Below are 18,555 nucleotides of genomic sequence, written 5' to 3'. Positions count from 1 at the left end.
TTGATCCACCATTTTTCAGCGGACTGTTGATATGAGCGACAACCTGATCGAAATCCGTGACCTCAACGTGGCCTTCAGTGGTCAGGCGGCGGTGCGCAACCTGTGCCTGGACATCCGTCCCGGCGAGTGCCTGGCGCTGGTGGGCGAGTCCGGCTCGGGCAAATCGGTGACCGCCCACTCGATCCTGCAACTGCTGCCCGAATGCGGTACCGAGTCGTCCGGCAGTATTCGCTACCGAGGCCAGGAATTGATGGGCGCCGACAGTGGCACCCTGCGCTCGCTGCGGGGCGATCGCATCGCGATGATCTTCCAGGAGCCGATGACTTCCCTCAATCCGCTGCACAGCATCGAAAAACAGATCGGCGAGACCCTGCTGGTGCACAAGGGACTGGGGGGCAAGGCGGCGCAGAAACGGATTCTCGAACTGCTGGACCTGGTGGGCATCCAGAAACCCGAAGAGCGCCTCAAGGCCTATCCGCACCAACTCTCCGGCGGCCAGCGACAACGAGTGATGATCGCCATGGCCCTGGCCTGCGAGCCCGAGTTGCTGATCGCCGACGAGCCGACCACCGCATTGGACGTGACGGTGCAACGCAAGATCCTGCTGCTGCTCAAATCGCTGCAACAACGCCTGGGCATGTCGTTGCTGTTGATCAGTCACGACCTCAACCTGGTGCGCAGCATCGCGCAGCGGGTGTGCGTGATGCGCGGCGGAGAAATCGTTGAGCAAGCCGATTGCGAGCGCCTGTTCAATGCACCGCAGCACCCCTACAGCTGCGTGCTGTTGAATGCGGAACCCGAAGGTGAAGCCTTGCCACGGGACGAACGCGAAGCGGTGCTGGAGGTCGACGACCTGAGCGTACGCTTCCCGCTGGGCGGTGGCCTGTTCAAACGCAAGACCTGGTTGCACGCCGTGGACGGTATCAGCCTGAGCATTCAACGGGGCAAGACCCTGGGCATCGTCGGCGAGTCCGGTTCGGGCAAGTCCACACTGGGCCAGGCGATCCTGCGCCTGCTGGATTCCGAGGGCAGCATCCGTTTCCAGGGCGAAGCCCTGGACCGCCTGAACCAGAAGCAACTACGGCCGTGGCGCAAAAAAATGCAGGTGGTGTTCCAGGATCCGTTTGGCAGCCTCAGCCCGCGCATGTCCGTGGCGCAGATCATCAGCGAAGGATTGGAAGTCCATAGCCAGTCCACCGCCGCCGAATGCGAGGCCCAGGTGATCCAGGCCCTCGAGGAAGTCGGCCTGGACCCGCAAAGCCGGCACCGCTACCCCCACGAGTTCTCCGGTGGCCAGCGCCAACGCATCGCCATTGCCCGGGCGCTGGTGTTGAAACCGGCGCTGATCCTGCTCGACGAGCCCACCTCGGCCCTGGACCGCACGGTGCAGAAACAGGTGGTCGCCCTACTCCGCCAGCTCCAGGAAAAACACGGCCTGACCTACCTGTTCATCAGCCACGACCTGTCAGTGGTGCGCGCCCTGGCCCACGACATGATTGTGATCAAGGACGGCAAAGTCGTGGAGCGCGGCGCCAGCCATGAGGTGTTCGATGCGCCCCGGCACCCCTATACCAAAGAGCTGTTGGCGGCCGCCCACCCGGGCTGGGCATAATCGCGCCAGACCGCATCATGGCCTTCGCGAGCATGGACGATACACATTCAGGAAATGCAACCATGAACACCACCGACAGCCTCAAGGACTACCAGCGGGTACGTCTGCTGGCGATCCGCTCGTTGTTCGAAATCATCGAGCAGTCCAGCGAAGGCACGGTCATCGTCGACCATGATGCGAACATCGTCTGGATGAACGAACGCTATGCCCGGCGCTTTGGCCTGGAGTCGGCTGCGGTGGCCATCGGTAAACCCTGCGAGAGCGTGATCCCCGGCAGCCTGTTGCGTGAAGTGGTACGCACCGGCCGGCCGATCTTGCTGGACATGCAGGACACGTCCAAGGAGCCGCTGGTGGTAATGCGCCTGCCGATCCACGACGATGCCGGGGCGGTGATCGGCGCCATCGGCTTTGCCCTGTTCGATGAGTTGCGCAGCCTGTCGCCGATGCTCAAGCGCTACCTGAGCATGCAGCAAGAGCTGGCCTCCACCCGTTCGTTGCTGCGCGCTCGCCAGGCCAAGTACACCTTCGCCCACTTCATCGGCACCAGCGCCGCCAGCCTGGAAGTCAAACGCCGCGCCCGCCGCAGCGCCAGCACCGATTCACCGGTATTGCTGCTGGGCGAAACCGGCACCGGCAAGGAATTGCTGGCCCAGGCCATTCACAGCGCCTCGCCACGGGCCCACAAAGCCTTCGTCAGCATCAACAGCGCGGCCATTCCCGAGGCCCTGCTGGAGGCCGAGTTTTTCGGCACCGCCCCCGGCGCCTTCACGGGTGCCGACCGCAAGGGCCGCTCCGGCAAATTGCAGATCGCCCAGGGAGGCACCCTGTTTCTCGACGAAATCGGCGACATGCCACTGCCACTGCAAAGCAAACTGCTGCGGGTATTGCAGGAGAAAGAATTCGAACCGGTGGGCTCCAACGAAATGATCCAGAGCGATGTGCGGGTCATCGCCGCGACCTCCACCGACCTTGAGGCGGCGATCAAGCGCGGTGAGTTCCGCGCCGACCTGTATTACCGCCTCAATGTCCTGCCGATTCAGGTGCCGCCACTGCGCGAGCGTCTCGACGACCTGCCGGCCCTGAGCGAAGCCATTCTCGAAGAACTGCGCAGCCAGCATGAACTCGACCAGCAGGCCCTGGCGCTACTGGGGCAACACGCCTGGCCAGGCAATATTCGCGAACTGCGCAACGTGCTGGAACGGGCGGCGCTGCTCAGCGATGACCTGATCCTGGATGCCGACGAAATTCGCGCCGCGATCGGTGGCCTGGTTCCCGTGCCACACACTGCCCTGGCGGCGACTGCGCCCCTTGCCCATGAAACCTTCAGCGCCGCCCGCGAGCGTTTTGACCGTCACCTGATTGAAAGCACGCTGGCGCAATGCGGCGGCAAGGTGATCGACGCGGCGGCACGCCTGGGGCTGGGACGTTCGACGCTGTACAAGAAAATGCAGGCACTGGGGATTGCCGAGTCTCAATAGCGAGACTCAAGTCCATAAAACGGGACTACTTGTTTCTGCACCCCGCGCTCATCGCGGGCAACCCACTCCACGCCCTCCCTCCAAGCAAAATCAACGAAGCTCCAATCGCAGAGGGCTGGCCTGCACCAAGGGTTCGAGCACCCACACCTGTCTCTAATCAGAGACAAATATCAGTAAAATACTTCCAATAGAATTAATTTCTCTTATAAATCAATAACTTAAAAACATGGCACGAAACCCGCTGTAGGCCCTTTCACACCTGCTACACCCCAAAAAAATAACAATCCCAGGAGACACACCATGAGTGTGATCATTGCCTTGGCAGCCCTCGCGCTGCTGATGCTCGCTGCTTACCGTGGCTACAGCGTTATCCTCTTCGCTCCGATTGCCGCCCTTGGCGCGGTACTGCTCACCGACCCTTCCGCCGTTGCGCCCGCCTTCACCGGGGTGTTCATGGAGAAAATGGTCGGCTTCATCAAACTGTATTTCCCGGTGTTCCTGCTCGGCGCGGTGTTCGGCAAGCTGATCGAGCTGTCGGGTTTCTCGCGCTCGATCGTGGCGGCGGCCATTCGCCTGCTCGGCACCCGCCAGGCGATGCTGGTGATTGTGCTGGTCTGCGCCCTGCTCACCTACGGCGGCGTCTCCCTGTTTGTGGTGGTGTTCGCGGTGTATCCGTTTGCCGCGGAGATGTTCCGTCAGAGCAACATCCCGAAGCGGCTGATCCCGGCGACCATCGCCCTCGGTGCCTTTTCGTTCACCATGGATGCCTTGCCTGGCACCCCGCAAATCCAGAACATCATCCCCAGTACCTTCTTCAACACCACCGCCTGGGCCGCCCCCTGGCTGGGTGTGATCGGCACAGTGTTCGTGTTCTGCGCCGGCATGCTGTTCCTCCAGCGCCAGCGCAACAAGGCCCAACGCAGCGGTGAAGGCTATGGCTCGGACCTGCGCAACGAGCCGGAAACCGCCGAGAACCTCAAGCTGCCCAACCCCTGGCTCGCCCTGTCGCCGCTGCTGGCGGTGGGCATCATGAACCTGCTGTTCACCCACTGGATTCCCCAGTGGTACGGCAAGACCCATAGCCTGAGCCTGCCGGGCATGGCCGCGCCGGTGACCACCGAAATCGCCAAGCTCACCGCCATCTGGGCGGTGCAGGCCGCGCTGCTGGTGGGCATCCTCATGGTCCTGGCGTTCGGCTTCAACGCGATCCGCGGCAAGCTGGCCGAAGGCAGCAAAAGCGCAGTCAGCGGCGCGCTGCTGGCGGCGATGAACACCGCCTCGGAATACGGTTTCGGCGCGGTCATCGCCTCCCTGCCAGGCTTCCTGGTGCTGGCCGACTGGCTCAAAAGCATTCCCAACCCACTGGTCAACGAAGCGATCACCGTGACCTTGCTGGCCGGCATCACCGGTTCCGCCTCGGGCGGCATGAGCATCGCGCTGGCCGCCATGGCCAATGACTTCATCGCCGCGGCCCATGCCGCGAACATTCCGCTGGAAGTGCTGCACCGGGTGGCCTCCATGGCCAGCGGCGGCATGGACACCCTGCCGCACAACGGCGCGGTGATCACCCTGCTGGCCGTGACCGGCCTGACCCACCGCCAGGCTTACAAAGACATTTTCTGTATTACGCTGATCAAGACGCTGGCGGTCTTCGTCGTCATCGCTACTTTCTATGCCACCGGCATTGTGTGAGGCACTCATGACAACTCTTTCGGGCAAAACCGCACTGGTCACCGGCTCCACCAGCGGCATCGGGCTGGGCATCGCGCTGAGCCTGGCCAAGGCCGGCGCCAATCTGATCCTCAATGGCTTCGGCGATGCCACAGGGGTGATCGCCGAGGTCGGCCAGTTCGGCGGCAAGGTCGGCCACCACCCCGCCGACGTCAGCGACCCGGCGCAAATTGCCGAGATGATCGCCTACGCCGAACGGGAATTCGGCGGCGTCGACATTCTGGTGAACAACGCCGGCATCCAGCACGTGTCCGCCGTGGAAGACTTCCCCGTGGAGCGCTGGGATTCGATCATCGCGATCAACCTGTCGTCGGTGTTTCACAGCACCCGCCTGAGCCTGCCAGGCATGCGCGCCAAAGGCTGGGGGCGAATCGTCAACATCGCCTCGGTGCATGGCCAGGTGGGCTCGGTGGGCAAGGCCGCTTACGTCGCCGCCAAGCATGGGGTGATCGGCCTGACCAAAGTGGTGGGCCTGGAAACCGCCACCAGCAACGTCACCTGCAATGCCATCTGTCCGGGCTGGGTATTGACCCCGCTGGTCCAGAAGCAGATCGACGACCGCGCCGCCACCGGCGTCGACCCGCAGCAGGCACAGCATGACCTGCTGGCCGAGAAGCAGCCGTCCCTGGCGTTCGTCACCCCACCGCAACTGGGGGAACTGGTGTTGTTCCTGTGCAGCGAAGCCGGCAGCCAGGTGCGCGGCGCGGCATGGAACATCGATGGTGGGTGGTTGGCGCAGTAAAATATAACCTGTACCTGTGGCGAGAGCGCTTGCCCCTATCCGACGACGCAGTCGTCGTAATGCCAAACGCGGAGTCATACGCAGTATGCGTCAGCACGTTCGAGCCCGTTTTATGGGCCAACAGGAGCAAGCGCCCTCACCACACAAGCTTGCGTGTATATAAGAACAAGAGGCCAATCATGTCCGACCTACTCTGGCAACCCAGCGCCGAACGTATCGGCAAGACCCGCATGGATGCCTTTCGGCGCTTCTGCAATCAGCAGTACCGCCTGGCCCTCGCCGACTACCCGGCCCTGCACCAGTGGAGCATCGACCAGCGTGCAGACTTCTGGCAGGCCATCGTCGACTTCTTCGCGATCACCTTCCGTCAGGCGCCCAGCGTGGTGTTGCGTGAAGGCACGCAGATGCCCGATGCCCAATGGTTTCCCGATGCGACCCTGAACTTTGCCGAACACCTGCTGCGTCGTCGCGACAGTGCCGTGGCGGTGATCGCCCTTGGCGAAGATGGCCAGCGCGAGCAACTGAGTTATGCCGACCTTGCCCATCACGTGGCCGGCCTGCAAAAGAGCCTGCAAGCAGCCGGGGTCGGCCTGGGTGACCGGGTGGCGGCGTGCATGCCCAACACCTGGCAGACCCTGGTAGGCATGCTGGCCACCACCAGCCTGGGCGCGATCTGGTCCTGCTCGTCGCCGGACTTCGGCACCCACGGCGTGGTCGACCGTTTCGGCCAGATCGAGCCGAAAGTACTGATCACCTGCGCCGGTTACCGCTATGGCGGCAAGACCATCGACCAGACGGTCAAGGTCAACGAAATCCTTGAACGCCTGCCGTCGCTGCAGCAGCTGATCATCGTGCCTTACGCCCGGCCAGAGGCACGCATTGAAGACTACAAGACCCAGGCCCGGGTAGCGCTATGGGACGGTTTTTATCAGGCCGGCGGCGAGCCTGAGTTCGTCGCGGTGCCCTTTGCCCATCCGCTGTACATCCTCTACTCCAGCGGCACCACCGGCGTGCCGAAATGCATCGTCCACAGTGCCGGCGGCGTGTTGCTGCAACACGTCAAGGAACACGGCCTGCACGTTGACCTGGGCGCTGACGACCGGCTGTTCTACTACACCACCTGTGGCTGGATGATGTGGAACTGGCTGGTCTCGGCCCTGGCGGTCGGCAGCAGCATCGTGCTGTACGACGGCTCGCCCTTCCACCCGCAACCGCAACGCCTGATCGACCTGATCGACGAGGAATCCATCAGCGTTTTCGGCACCAGCCCCAAGTTCCTCGCCACCCTGGAAAGCAACGACATCCAGCCGCGCCTGAGTCACCGCCTTGGCAGCCTCAAGGCGGTGCTCTGCACAGGTTCGGCGCTGTCGCCGCAGAGCTTTGACTACGTGTATCGCGAGATCAAAAGCGACCTGTGCCTGTCATCCATGTCCGGCGGCACGGACATCGTGTCCTGCTTCGTGGCCGGCAACCCGGTATTGCCGGTGCGCCGGGGCGAGATGCAGGGCAAGGGCCTGGGCATGGCCATCGAGGTCTGGAACGACGCCGGCCAGCGGGTCATCGGCGAGAAAGGCGAACTGGTCTGTACCCGCCATTTCCCGGCGATGCCCATCGGCTTTTGGCATGACCCGCAGCAGGAAAGACTGCGCGCGTCCTATTTCAGCCAGTTCCCCGGTGTCTGGGCCCAGGGCGACTACGCCGAAGAGCTTGCCCACGGCGGCTGGTTGATCCACGGCCGTTCCGACGCGGTGCTCAACCCCGGCGGGGTGCGGATCGGCACCGCGGAAATCTACCGGCAAGTGGAAAAGGTCCACCAGGTGCTCGATTGCGTCGCCATCGGCCAGCAATGGCAGGACGACGTGCGCGTGGTGCTGTTCGTGCGCCTGCGTGACGGCGTGGAGTTGGACGAAGCCCTGCAACAGCAGATTCGCCAGGTCATCCGCGCCAACACCACGCCTCGCCACGTGCCGGCAAAAATCCTCAGGGTCGACGATATTCCGCGCACCATCAGTGGCAAGGTGGTCGAGTTGGCGGTGAAAAACGTCGTGCACGGGCAGCCGGTGAAAAACACCGACGCGCTGGCCAACCCCGAAGCCCTGGAGCAGTTTCGTGATCGCCCGGAATTGCGGGTGTAATGCTCCCTACATGACGACTGCAGTCGTTCAAATAGAACCCGGTGACTGGTTTTGGGGCTGCTATGCAGCCCAGCGCGAGCAAGCTCGCTGGGTGCGAAGCGCCCCCAACAAGATGCTTGCAGACTTTCAGATAAAACGCGGCGGCCGATTTTGGGGCTGCGACGCAGCCCAGCGCGAGCAAGCTCGCTCGCCACGGGGTCTGTGTACGACGCCACTTTCCTTGACTGAACGTAGCTTCTGTGGCGAGGGAGCTTGCTCCCGCTGGGTGCGAAGCGCCCCCAACAAGATGCTTGCAGACTTTCAGATAAAACGCGGCGACCGATTTTGGGGCTGCGACGCAGCCCAGCGCGAGCAAGCTCGCTCGCCACAGGGTCTGTGTACGACGCCACTTTCCTTGACTGACGCCACGGGGGCTGTGCTTGCCAGCCCTGACTCATGCGCCGCTGCGGCTCGCGCAACGAAATCCTTCCCCCCCATGGGACTTTTCAGCCGTTACGGCGTCTACTTCTCCACCACGCAATAACCGACTCGACGCAGGAACCCTTGATGAACCGACCCCCTACCGGCGACGCCCAGGCCCTGATTGCCCGACTCGACTGGTCGCAAAGCCCGCTAGGGGCTGCCAGCCATTGGCCGCAGAGCCTGCGCACCGCGGTGGACATCGTGATTCACTCGCCCATGCCCATGCTGTTGCTCTGGGGGCCTGAGCTGTCGCAGATCTACAACGACGGGTTCGCCTTGCTGGCCGGCAACAAGCATCCGCAAGCCTTCGGACAACCCACGCACCTGACGTGGCCCGAACTCGAGGATTTCACGACGCCCATCTACAGTGCCGTGCTACAGGGCCAGGTACGTGCCTACAGCGAGCAGCGCTTCAGCCTGCAGCGCGATGACCATGAGGCAGACTTCTGGCTGGACCTGACCTACAGCCCGATTCGCGACGAGCGCGGACAGGTCGCCGGGATCCTCGTCACCGCCATCGAAACCAACGAGCGGCGACGCATCGCCCTGGAGCTCAAGCAGCGCTCGGAAGCCAGCCTCAAGGCCCAGCAGGACACTGAGCAGCGCCTGCAACTGGCCCTGGCCGCCACCGACGCGGTGGGTACCTGGGACTGGGACATTGGCGACGACCGTTTCATTGCCGACGCCCACTTCGCCCAACTGCATGGTGTCGATCCGACCCAGGCCGGCCAGTTGCCCATTACCGAATACCTGCACGGCGTGCACCCCGAAGACCGGGCAATGATCACCCGCAGCATCAAGCACTGCATCACCCACGGCACCGAGTACGCCGAGGAATACCGGCTGCTGCAGGCCGATGGCGAGGTGCGCTGGGTGTTTGCCCGGGGGCGTTGCTACAAGGATCACCATGGCCGCCCGCTGCGCTTTCTCGGCGCCGCACTGGACCTGACCGAGCGCAAGCGCACCGAACAGGCGCTGCGCCAAAGCCAGACCGAGCTGCAACTGATCATCAACGCGATGCCAGTGTTGATCGGCTACGTCGACCACGAACAGCGCTTTCGCCTGAACAACAGTGCGTACCTGGACTGGTACGGCATGACCCCGCAGGAGCTGTACGGCAAGACCATCCTCGAGATCCTCGGCGACGATATCTATGCCACCCGGGTCGAGCACATCGACGCCGCGCTGGCCGGCAAAGCCTGCAGTTTCGAGGCCTACTCACCGCACCGCGACGGCCGCCCCCGTTACTCGCTGATGAAATACCTGCCACGCTTCGGTCCCGACGGCGCGGTCAACGGTTTCTACATTTTCGTGATCGACGAAACCGAGCGCAGACAGACCGAGGAGGCCCTGCGCAACCTCAATGAAACCCTGGAGGAACGGGTCGACAAGCGCACCAAGGCGCTGGCCGAACTCAACCAGCGCCTGCAAAGCGAAATGTTCGAGCGCGAGCGAGCCGAAGACGCATTGCGTCATGCCCAGAAAATGGAAGCCGTCGGCCAGCTCACGGGCGGCATCGCCCACGACTTCAACAACATGCTCACCGGGATCATCGGCAGCCTCGACCTGATGCAGCGCTACATCGCCGACGGCCGCGTCGACGAGATCGGGCGGTTTGCCGATGCCGCCGTCTCATCGGCCAATCGCGCGGCGGCCCTGACCCACCGGCTGCTGGCATTCTCCCGCCGGCAATCGCTGGACCGCCAACCACTGAACCCCAACACCCTGGTGCATTCGCTCGAAGAGTTGATCCACCGGACCAAGGGCGAACACATCGAACTGACCTTCGACCTGGCTCCCGAGGTCTGGCCCGTCAACACCGATGCCGGGCAACTGGAAAACGCCCTGCTCAACCTGGTGATCAACGCCCGCGATGCCATGCCGGAGGGCGGAAAATTGCTGATCGAAACCGCCAACAGTTACCTCGACGGCAGCGACATCAGCACCCTCGAACCGGTCAAGGCCGGGGACTACGTGATGCTGGGGGTGCGGGACAATGGCGCCGGCATGTCGTCACGGGTGCTGGCCAAGGCCTTCGATCCCTTCTTCACCACCAAGCCCATTGGCCAGGGCACCGGGCTTGGGTTGTCGATGATTTATGGGTTTGCCCAGCAATCGGGTGGCCACGTGACCCTCAGTAGCGAGCAGGGCCAGGGCACCACCGTGCGCCTGTATTTGCCCCGCCTGCACAATGCGCCCCAACAGGCTGCGACCGAGCCACAGAACCTCGGCGGCACCTTCGCCGCCGCGGGGGAATCGGTGATGCTGGTCGAAGACGACCCGGCCGTGCGCATGCTGGTGCTCAATGTGCTGAATGAACTGGGCTACACCACCCACGAAGCCCAGGACGGCAAGACCGCCCTGCCGCTGCTGGAGTCGAACCTGCACATCGACCTGCTGGTGACCGATGTCGGCCTGCCTGGCATGAACGGTCGACAGCTGGCGGAAATCGCTCGGCAGTATCGCCCTGGCCTCAAAGTGCTGTTCATGACCGGCTATGCGGAAAAAGCCGGCGAACGCCAGGGCTTTCTCGATGAGGGCATGGACCTGCTGGCCAAGCCCTTTTCCATCGAACAGTTGGCGGGCAAGATTCGCCAGATGCTCCGCCATCCACACGGATATCAGGCATAATCGCGCCCCGCCGACACCACCGTTCCAAGGTACTTGCCCCATGAAAGCTCAAGCCCGCCATATCCTGGTGAAAACCTCGGAAGAGGCCGAACAGCTCAAACAACGCATCGCCAAGGGCGAGGCCTTTGATGTGCTGGCCAAGAAGTACTCCACCTGCCCGTCCGGCAAGCGCGGCGGCGATCTGGGCGAAGTGCGGCCCGGGCAAATGGTCGGGGTGATCGATGCGGTGATTTTCAAGAAGCCGCTGCGGGTGGTGCACGGTCCGATCAAGAGCAAGTTCGGCTACCACCTGGTGCAGGTGTTTTACCGCGACTGACCGCGGCGCCTCCCCGCATTGACCCTGTTCAGTCCCTGGGGATCAGCGCTCCCGGCGCCTGAATCACCCGGCTCGCCAACTGGTGTCCGGCTTCTGCCGCCTGCGCCGCAGTGCCACCACTGAGCCGACGGGCCAGGTACGCGGCGCTGAACGAATCCCCGGCGGCAGTGGTATCCACGACCCGCTCGACACGCTGCGCCGGCACTTCGAACCGTTCGCCGGCACAATCAATCAGGCACGGCTCGGCGCCACGCTTGAGTACCACTTCCGGCGTACCGATCTGCCGGTAGGCGGCAAACACCGCTTCACTGCCGGAGAAATGAAACAGCGCCTGCTCGTCGTCCAGCGTCAACAGCGCCAGATCCACGTAGGGCAGTACCTGGCGGTACGCCGTCCGGGCCTGCTCCACGGTGCTCCACAAACGTGGCCGGTAGTTGTTGTCGAAGACAATGCGTGCTCCCCGTCGGCGCGCCTCGGCCAGGGTTTCGATGAGCCTCTTGCGCCCCTCCTCGCCCAGCACCGCCAGGGTGATGCCACTGAAATACAACACGTCGTACTCCGGCAATGCCGCCAGAATCGGCGCCGCTGCCGGCGTGGTAAAGCAGTCGCGCACGGCGGCTTCGTTGCGCCAGTAGAGAAAGCGCCGCTCGCCCGCTGCATCGGTCTGGATGCAGTACAAGCCAGGCAAACGCCCCGGTAGCCGCTGGACCATGCCAAGGCCGATGCCTTCGTCAGACCAGGCCTGGCACATGGCATCGCTGAAACTGTCATCGCCCAGCGCGGTGACGTAGTCCACCGTGGCTCGATCACCCAACGCGCGTGACAGGTACACCGCGGTGTTCAAGGTGTCGCCGCCAAAGCTTTGTTGCAGGCTGCCGTCGGCACGGTGCTGCAATTCGATCATGCATTCGCCGATCAGGGCGATGCGCGGGGCATTCGGACCCATTGGGTTCAGGGTGTTCATGGGGATGAATTCTCCGGTGATGAACGCAAAGCCGTTCAGTTAAGCGAACGCCGACCGTTGTAGGAGCGAGCATGCTCGCGATGAACTCAAGAACTACACGGTTACTCAGAAAATATGCGTAATCGTTAACGTCCATCGCGAGCGCTCGAGCGTCGACCGGCTGCTCCTACAAATACGATCTCATCGCCTTAACTGAACAGCATTGCGGTGATGGCGGGATCTATCAGGGCCTCATCGCGGGCAAGCAGCGCGCCGCCCGCGAAAACCGCACCTCGATCCGGCGCCTTAGAAGCAGGTTTCCATGCTTTCGATGACAGTCAACTGCTTATCCACCAGCAACCCGGTGCGCCACTTGTCGAAGGTCAGGCACGGGTGTGACGTACCGAAGGAAATGATGTCGCCCACCCGCAACTCGACACCCGGCGCGACGTTCATGAACGCGTGCTGGTCCATCACCGCCGTGACCTTGCAGGCACCGACATCATCGCCCACCGCCGGCACCACGCCCGCCCGATACCGCCGCAATGGCACCGGCAGGCCAGCGTCATAGGCCACATCGCGCTTGCCCAGGGCGATCACCGCAAAGCCCGGCTCCGGCAACGATTGCACGTGGGCCCAGACTTCCAGCGCCGGGCGCAGGCCTTCGTGCAGGTCGCTGCGACGGTCCAGCACGCAGCACTGCGCCTCCTTATAAATGCCATGGTCGTGGGCCACATAACTGCCGGGGCGCAGCACGCTGAGGAAGCGTCCGCCGGCATTCTGTGCTTCGAAGGACTCGGCGATCAGGTCGTACCAGGCCGAACCCGACGCGGTGATGATCGGCGTGTCGATCGCGAACGCGCCACTGTCCTGCAGCTGTACCGCCAGGCGCACCAGGGAAGCGGCGAACTCACGGATGCCGCTGACCGCATGATCACCGTGGATCACCCCTTCGTACCCTTCGATACCGGTCAGGGCCAGGCCCGGTTGAGCCTTGATGGCCTCGGCCAGCGCCAGCACCTCGGCTTCGCTGCGGCAACCGCAACGGCCACCGACCACGCCGTACTCGATCATCACGTTCAAGCGCCGACCGCTTGCCGCGAAGAAGGCCCCGAGGTCAGCCACGTTGTCCGGGTGGTCGACCATGCAATGGAACTCGAACGCGGGGTCGGCCAGCAACCCGGCGATCAACGCCATGTTCGGCGCGCCCACCAACTGGTTGGCCATCAACACCCGGCGCACGCCATGGGCATAGGCTGCCTGGGTCTGCACGGCCGTGGCCAGGGTGATCCCCCAGGCGCCAGCGTCCAGCTGACGGCGGAACAGCGCCGGGGTCATGCTGGTCTTGCCATGGGGCGCCAGTTGCGCACCGCTGTTGCTGACGAACGCCTGCATCCAGCGAATGTTGTGCTCCAGCGCATCGCGGTGCAGCACCAGCGCCGGCAGGCTGACGTCACGCACCAGATGAGTACCGGGCTGGGCGGCGCCCTTTTCCACGACTGCGATATTCAAGGTACCAGGCATGTTCTCACTCCTCACAGGCAGCCGCGTACGGCGCCGCTATTCGTTGATACGACGGGCCAGGTTGTTCGCGCTGTCGATCAGCACCCGGCGATAGTCGTAGTAATTGTTCTTGGCGTCGACCCGTGGGGCGACGATGCACAGGGTCGCGATGGCCACCCCATACGGATCTTTGACCGGTGCGGCGAAGCAATGGGTAAAGGTGTCGGCGACGCTGTCGAAAGAGAAGAAACCCTCGGCACCGGCCTGACGGATCTCGGCGAGAAAACGCTCCAGCGGCAGGCGTTCGCCATCAGGCAGGATGAAGTCGTCCTCGTCGATCAGGTCGACGATTTGCTGGTCGCTCAAATGCGCCAGCAACAGGCGCCCGGATGCCGTCCACGGGATCGGTGCGTTCTCGCCGATGTCCGAAGAGATACGAAAGTGCCGCTCGCCCTCTTTCATCAATGCCACGGTGTACTTGCGCCCGTTGAGCAGGCACATCTGCGCGGTCTCCCGGGTCTGGCGGACAATCTCCTGCAACGCCTGGTCGGCCTCACGGGTGAGGTCGAAATGGCGCAAGTGCGCCTGCCCGAGGAAGTACAGCTGACGACCCAGGTAGACATGACCGTCCTTGCCTACCGGCTCGAGAATCCGTCGCTCCAGCAATGCGGCAACCAGCTCGTAGACCGTGGATTTCGGGCTGCCGATGCCACTGGCGATATCGTTGGGGCGCAGTGGCTGGCCGATTTCCTTGAGGAAATCGAGGATGTCGAATGCCCGGTCCAGGCCGCGAGCCCGGCGCTTGATGGTGTCTTCGGTCATGTCAGGGAGTTCCCGCCTTCAGGCCTTTTTCTTGTAGGCGACGCAGTCGATCTCGACCTTGCAGTCGACCATCATGCTCGCTTGCACGCAGGCACGGGCCGGGGCGTGCTCGGGGCTGAAGTACTCGGAGAACACCTTGTTGAAGCTCCAGAAGTCCCGCGGGTCTTCCAGCCACACGCCCGTGCGCACCACGTCTTCGAGACCGTAACCGGCTTCTTCGAGGATGGCGATCAGGTTGCGGATAGTCTGGTGGGTCTGCTCGACGATGCCACCGACAATGATTTCGCCATTCACCGCTGGCACCTGGCCGGACACATGCAGCCAGCCATCGGCTTCAACGGCACGGGCGAAAGGACGGGGCTGACCACCACCGGCGGTGCTGCCGGTGCCGTAACGAGTAATGCTCATGGTGTATCTCCTGCTCGAAAAGAATCAAATCGGGCGTTGCGCAGTGGTTTCGCCAAGCGTGGCACTGCCATCATTTGAGCGACAAATTCCGCTATAGCGGACCTATATATGCAATAGCGGAATGAATGACCGGAGTGTGCCACAGCCCAACGGCAGAATCCCAGCCCAATCGCTCTGTCGGTGCGTCGATGGCACGCGTGAAACCTGCGGCTGATCAACATCGAACAAGCACGATGCGGATTGGACAACCCCAGTGTTGACTGCTTTTATTCAGGTTCTGGATCCCTATGAAGGCCTGCTGGCTACAGCGCCAATGCTTCACGATGCCTCGGAACGATGAATGTCTTCCAACGTCATGAGGGTGTCCGGTAGTCACCCGGCTGTGGCATTCAGGCTTGGCGGCAGGATGGTGCCGGCACCCCGTTTGTTCTCCTTGCGCTATCGCCCAGGGGCGGGTGATTCTGGACAACCAAGATCGGAACAGGGCCGGCGATGTACAAGACCATTGAAGATGAAGTCCTGAAAAAAGCGCCTCCGGCGGCCTTGCAAGCGGAGTTCGCACAACACCAATTCGAGCGGCTGCACAGATTCTGCCTGTTGATCTACATCGCCAGCATTGTGATCTGGCTGGTCTTCGACCTGATTGTCGGCTTCATTGGCGGCCAAGGCTTCAGCTACCTGTCGCTGGTGTTTCTGGGGACCTACCTGATCCTTGCGACCATTTTGCTGTTCACGCGCAAGGCCCGGCACTTTCACGTCCTCAACGTGATATTCGTGCTGACGATGAGCCTGGGCATCCGCCTGCTCATCAACGGATTGCCCGCCCCCCTGCACCCGGCCTGGCTGGTACTGGGCGCTTCCAGCCTGCTCTACAGTGCCTCGGTGATGCCCCTGAGCCGCTGGTCGTTCTACTGTGCGCAGGTGATTACCTGGGTGGTTCTCAATCCGTTCTACAACACCGATATCAAACTGCTCGCCCTCAAGGGCACCATGACCCTCTGCTACTCGGTGTTCCTCTGCGCACTGATCCTCTACAGCTTCCTCACGTTGCGCGAGGCCAAGCTCTACGCCTACATCACCTCCAAACTGTTGCTGGACCAGGCCTACATAGACACCCTGACCGAGATCCCCAATCGCCGCTCGTTCATGGCCAAGGCCGGCAAACACCTGCAGGCAATCCCCCGCGAGCAGGATCACTACCTGGCAATGATCGACATCGACAACTTCAAGAAGGTGAACGATGTGCATGGGCACGACACGGGTGACGTGGTGCTCAAACACATTGCCGCCCACATCAAGGCCGTCATGCGCGATCACGAGTACGCCCGGCTCGGCGGCGAAGAGTTCGCGATCTACCTGCCCGGGGTCCGGCGCGGGGATGTCGAGACCCTGGCGGCCCGCCTGTGCCAGGTGGTGCGTGACGAGCCCGGCGAGCACCCGGTGACCATCAGCATCGGCCTGGCCCTGGTTGAGGATGGCGATACCTTGAACCAGGCGCTGATCAAGGCTGACGAGGCCTTGTATGCATCAAAACACACCGGCAAGGACCGCTACACCTTTCATCAGTAAACAGCGGTTATCCTGAGCGTGACCGGGGAATAAACCGCCCTGGGGTTCGTCGTACGGTCACTGAAATCATTCAGTCGCCACCACGAGCACCCCATCATGAAAACTGCCTTGCTTGCCCTGGCCCTGGTCTCCCTGAGCACCGCGGCTGCCGCCAACACCGTCGCCAGCGGCACCCCGCCGATCATGGAGGACTACAGTTTCTCGACCCGCCTGGATATCGCCGAAGTCATCTCGACGTCCGACTACAACTATTGCGGCATCGGCCCGCGAGAATTGACCTATCTGGACCACCAAGGTGTGTTGCGCACACTGCGCTACCAGGCCTTTGGCGATGGCTGCATCGACCAGGGTTGAACCAGCACCCCGCCTCCGGTCATCACCGACACACCGGGTGCCTAGTCAGGTTGATCGATGTGTCGATACTCGGCATTCAGGTCACAGGCCAGGGCCTTGGCGCGTCCGAGCCGAATGGGGCCGCGCTCGATGTCGACCAGCAGGCTCGGGCAATCGAACACGGGCAGCGCCGGCCAATGCCTGAGGCGTCCGTCGGTCAACAGCAATAGCCGCTGCTGCTCGGCCCCGAAGCGCTTCTGACGTTGCGCCAACCACTGCGCGGCCTGTTCCAGCGCGGCCAGCAACGGCGTGCCGCCGCCGGCACCCAGCGTCTGGAGCCAGTCGCGCAAACTGCCCGAGGCCTTCAGGCCTTGTACCTGCCACTTGGGCGCGCTACCACTGGCCGTCAACAAGGCCAACCGCGCACGCTGACGGTAAGCGTCGTCGAACAACTGCGCCAACAGGCCCTTGGCATCGCTCAGCGCCTGATGGCGGCGAGTGGAGGCCGAGGCATCGACGATCACCAGCCACACCTCGTGGGGGGCGCGGCTGCGCAGATGAAACAGCAGATCCTGGTAGTGCCGCGGCCGACCGTTGAGCAGCGTCCCCGGCCAGTTCACCGCACCACTGCGTGCCGCCCGACACTGTCCCTGCCGGCCATTGTTCAAGCGTCCTGCCCGGGGCCTGGCATTCGCCCCCGCGTCAGATCGAGGGCGAATGCCTAAGGCTTTTTTGGCCAGCTCGGCACTTCACGACGCGCACCGGTGGGCAGTGCCTGGGCGGGCATGTCACCCCACTGCCCCTGGCCTTCACCAGGATTGGCCGATGGCGCGGTAGCGGTGTCTGGCGAATGATTCTGGCTCGGGGCAGACGGCGGCGTATCGCGACGCCGATGACGCAGGGCAAACTCGGCGACCGCGTCGATGTCGACCTCGCTGATGGCCGCCGCCCCCCGCCACGCAGCATGGGCCCGCGCCGCGCGCAGCCACACCAGGTCAGCGCGCAAGCCATCGACCCCGGCGGCGAAACAACGCTCGGTGATCTGCGCCAGCGCCTGGTCGTCGAGCGGGATCGTTGCCAGCGCCATACGCGCCTGCTGGCAGCGTTCACGCAGTGCCTGCTGCGGGCTTTCCCACTGAGCGCAAAAGCCCTGGGGATCGCTGTCGAAATCCAGTCGACGACGGATGATCTGTCCGCGCTCAAGGGGCGCGGTGTGACCGCTGAGGGCAACGTTCAGGCCGAATCGATCGAGCAATTGCGGACGCAATTCACCTTCTTCCGGGTTCATCGTGCCGATCAGCACGAAGCGCGCCGAATGCCGATGGGAAATGCCGTCACGCTCGATCAGGTTGGTGCCGCTGGCCGCCACGTCGAGCAGCAAGTCCACCAGGTGGTCGGGCAGCAGGTTCACTTCGTCGACGTACAACACGCCGCCGTCGGCCTTGGCCAATACGCCGGGGGAAAACTGTGCCCGGCCCTCGCCCAGCGCCGCATCGAGGTCCAGGGTGCCGACCAGGCGTTCCTCGGTCGCGCCCAACGGCAAGGTGACGAACTGCCCGCTGGCCAGCAGATCGGCCAAGCCTCGCGCCAGGGTGGACTTGGCCATGCCTCGCGGCCCTTCGATCAGCACACCGCCGATCTTCGGGTCGATGGCGGTCAGGCACAGCGCCAGTTTCAGGGCATCGGCGCCGACCACGGCGGACAGCGGAAAATGAGGGATGTCGGTCATGTCGGGTTTTCTCTTCATGGTCGGTAATGTCACGGTGGCAAGGGAGCTTGCTCCCGTCGGCCGGTCCGCCGTCGTAAAACCTGAATCTGCGGTGTGTTCTCAGGTTTTTGGGGCTGCTGTGCAGCCCAGCGCGAGCAAGCT

Annotated in this window: 15 protein-coding genes; 9 read left to right on the top strand and 6 right to left on the bottom strand. The window is 63.2% G+C overall.

Annotated elements, in window-relative coordinates; all coding sequences use genetic code 11:
- Positions 1 to 31: 31 nt before the first annotated feature.
- From CKW25_RS12555 to CKW25_RS12525, 7 genes are all read left to right on the top strand, one after another.
- Entirely contained in the window at positions 32 to 1,612 is a 1,581-nt protein-coding gene (locus CKW25_RS12555; RefSeq protein WP_095079590.1) for an ABC transporter ATP-binding protein, read from the top strand.
- Positions 1,613 to 1,674: 62 nt separating this feature from the next.
- The gene (locus CKW25_RS12550) at positions 1,675 to 3,090 is read left to right on the top strand and encodes a sigma-54-dependent Fis family transcriptional regulator (RefSeq protein WP_095079588.1); all 1,416 of its coding nucleotides are present in this window, start codon (positions 1,675 to 1,677) and stop codon (positions 3,088 to 3,090) included.
- Positions 3,091 to 3,390: 300 nt separating this feature from the next.
- Positions 3,391 to 4,782 carry a GntP family permease gene (locus CKW25_RS12545; protein ID WP_095079586.1) on the top strand — a complete coding sequence of 464 codons (1,392 nt, stop codon included), beginning with the start codon at positions 3,391 to 3,393 and terminating at the stop codon, positions 4,780 to 4,782.
- 7 nt (positions 4,783 to 4,789) lie between these two features.
- On the top strand, positions 4,790 to 5,563 hold the full coding sequence (gene hbdH / locus CKW25_RS12540; protein ID WP_095079585.1) for a 3-hydroxybutyrate dehydrogenase: 774 nt from the start codon (positions 4,790 to 4,792) through the stop codon (positions 5,561 to 5,563).
- Positions 5,564 to 5,742: 179 nt separating this feature from the next.
- Positions 5,743 to 7,698, top strand: coding sequence for an acetoacetate--CoA ligase (locus tag CKW25_RS12535; RefSeq protein ID WP_095079584.1), 1,956 nt, complete (start codon positions 5,743 to 5,745; stop codon positions 7,696 to 7,698).
- A gap of 546 nt (positions 7,699 to 8,244) precedes the next feature.
- Complete coding sequence (locus CKW25_RS12530) at positions 8,245 to 10,791, top strand: PAS domain-containing sensor histidine kinase (protein ID WP_095079582.1); 2,547 nt, start codon at positions 8,245 to 8,247, stop codon at positions 10,789 to 10,791.
- A 40-nt stretch (positions 10,792 to 10,831) separates the two neighbouring features.
- Complete coding sequence (locus CKW25_RS12525) at positions 10,832 to 11,107, top strand: peptidylprolyl isomerase (RefSeq protein ID WP_007898282.1); 276 nt, start codon at positions 10,832 to 10,834, stop codon at positions 11,105 to 11,107.
- A 28-nt stretch (positions 11,108 to 11,135) separates the two neighbouring features.
- On the opposite strand, the gene CKW25_RS12520 is transcribed toward CKW25_RS12525, so the two are convergent.
- From CKW25_RS12520 to CKW25_RS12505, 4 genes are all read right to left on the bottom strand, one after another.
- Positions 11,136 to 12,071, bottom strand: coding sequence for a sugar kinase (locus CKW25_RS12520; protein WP_095079580.1), 936 nt, complete (start codon positions 12,069 to 12,071; stop codon positions 11,136 to 11,138).
- Between the two features lie 285 nt (positions 12,072 to 12,356).
- A complete protein-coding gene (locus CKW25_RS12515; protein WP_095079579.1) occupies positions 12,357 to 13,574 on the bottom strand; it encodes an amino acid deaminase in 1,218 nt (405 codons plus the stop codon).
- Between the two features lie 36 nt (positions 13,575 to 13,610).
- On the bottom strand, positions 13,611 to 14,375 hold the full coding sequence (locus CKW25_RS12510; RefSeq protein WP_095079576.1) for an IclR family transcriptional regulator: 765 nt from the start codon (positions 14,373 to 14,375) through the stop codon (positions 13,611 to 13,613).
- 18 nt (positions 14,376 to 14,393) lie between these two features.
- Positions 14,394 to 14,783, bottom strand: coding sequence for a RidA family protein (locus CKW25_RS12505; protein ID WP_095079575.1), 390 nt, complete (start codon positions 14,781 to 14,783; stop codon positions 14,394 to 14,396).
- Between the two features lie 492 nt (positions 14,784 to 15,275).
- On the opposite strand from CKW25_RS12505, the gene CKW25_RS12500 reads away from it, so the two are divergent.
- The gene (locus CKW25_RS12500) at positions 15,276 to 16,352 is read left to right on the top strand and encodes a GGDEF domain-containing protein (protein WP_095079573.1); all 1,077 of its coding nucleotides are present in this window, start codon (positions 15,276 to 15,278) and stop codon (positions 16,350 to 16,352) included.
- Positions 16,353 to 16,448: 96 nt separating this feature from the next.
- Positions 16,449 to 16,706 carry a DUF2790 domain-containing protein gene (locus CKW25_RS12495; protein ID WP_095079571.1) on the top strand — a complete coding sequence of 86 codons (258 nt, stop codon included), beginning with the start codon at positions 16,449 to 16,451 and terminating at the stop codon, positions 16,704 to 16,706.
- Between the two features lie 41 nt (positions 16,707 to 16,747).
- Here the strand turns inward: CKW25_RS12495 and CKW25_RS12490 are convergent, their stop codons facing one another.
- Both CKW25_RS12490 and CKW25_RS12485 read right to left on the bottom strand, forming a co-directional pair.
- On the bottom strand, positions 16,748 to 17,353 hold the full coding sequence (locus CKW25_RS12490) for a VWA domain-containing protein (protein ID WP_371855052.1): 606 nt from the start codon (positions 17,351 to 17,353) through the stop codon (positions 16,748 to 16,750).
- 53 nt (positions 17,354 to 17,406) lie between these two features.
- The gene (locus CKW25_RS12485; protein ID WP_095079567.1) at positions 17,407 to 18,414 is read right to left on the bottom strand and encodes an ATP-binding protein; all 1,008 of its coding nucleotides are present in this window, start codon (positions 18,412 to 18,414) and stop codon (positions 17,407 to 17,409) included.
- Positions 18,415 to 18,555: the final 141 nt, after the last annotated feature.

It is taken from the genome of Pseudomonas sp. Irchel s3h17 (assembly GCF_900187505.1).
Classification (GTDB): domain Bacteria; phylum Pseudomonadota; class Gammaproteobacteria; order Pseudomonadales; family Pseudomonadaceae; genus Aquipseudomonas.
This window is presented reverse-complemented; position numbering and strand designations above follow the sequence as displayed.

Excerpts from the sequence above, each read along its gene's own strand:
- CKW25_RS12555 (WP_095079590.1), top strand. The coding sequence starts at position 32 with ATGAGCGACAACCTGATCGAAATCCGTGACCTCAACGTGGCCTTCAGT.
- CKW25_RS12550 (WP_095079588.1), top strand. The coding sequence starts at position 1,675 with ATGAACACCACCGACAGCCTCAAGGACTACCAGCGGGTACGTCTGCTG.
- CKW25_RS12545 (WP_095079586.1), top strand. The coding sequence starts at position 3,391 with ATGAGTGTGATCATTGCCTTGGCAGCCCTCGCGCTGCTGATGCTCGCT.
- hbdH (WP_095079585.1), top strand. The coding sequence starts at position 4,790 with ATGACAACTCTTTCGGGCAAAACCGCACTGGTCACCGGCTCCACCAGC.
- CKW25_RS12535 (WP_095079584.1), top strand. The coding sequence starts at position 5,743 with ATGTCCGACCTACTCTGGCAACCCAGCGCCGAACGTATCGGCAAGACC.
- CKW25_RS12530 (WP_095079582.1), top strand. The coding sequence starts at position 8,245 with ATGAACCGACCCCCTACCGGCGACGCCCAGGCCCTGATTGCCCGACTC.
- CKW25_RS12525 (WP_007898282.1), top strand. The coding sequence starts at position 10,832 with ATGAAAGCTCAAGCCCGCCATATCCTGGTGAAAACCTCGGAAGAGGCC.
- CKW25_RS12520 (WP_095079580.1), bottom strand. The coding sequence starts at position 12,071 with ATGAACACCCTGAACCCAATGGGTCCGAATGCCCCGCGCATCGCCCTG.
- CKW25_RS12515 (WP_095079579.1), bottom strand. The coding sequence starts at position 13,574 with ATGCCTGGTACCTTGAATATCGCAGTCGTGGAAAAGGGCGCCGCCCAG.
- CKW25_RS12510 (WP_095079576.1), bottom strand. The coding sequence starts at position 14,375 with ATGACCGAAGACACCATCAAGCGCCGGGCTCGCGGCCTGGACCGGGCA.
- CKW25_RS12505 (WP_095079575.1), bottom strand. The coding sequence starts at position 14,783 with ATGAGCATTACTCGTTACGGCACCGGCAGCACCGCCGGTGGTGGTCAG.
- CKW25_RS12500 (WP_095079573.1), top strand. The coding sequence starts at position 15,276 with ATGTACAAGACCATTGAAGATGAAGTCCTGAAAAAAGCGCCTCCGGCG.
- CKW25_RS12495 (WP_095079571.1), top strand. The coding sequence starts at position 16,449 with ATGAAAACTGCCTTGCTTGCCCTGGCCCTGGTCTCCCTGAGCACCGCG.
- CKW25_RS12485 (WP_095079567.1), bottom strand. The coding sequence starts at position 18,414 with ATGACCGACATCCCTCATTTTCCGCTGTCCGCCGTGGTCGGCGCCGAT.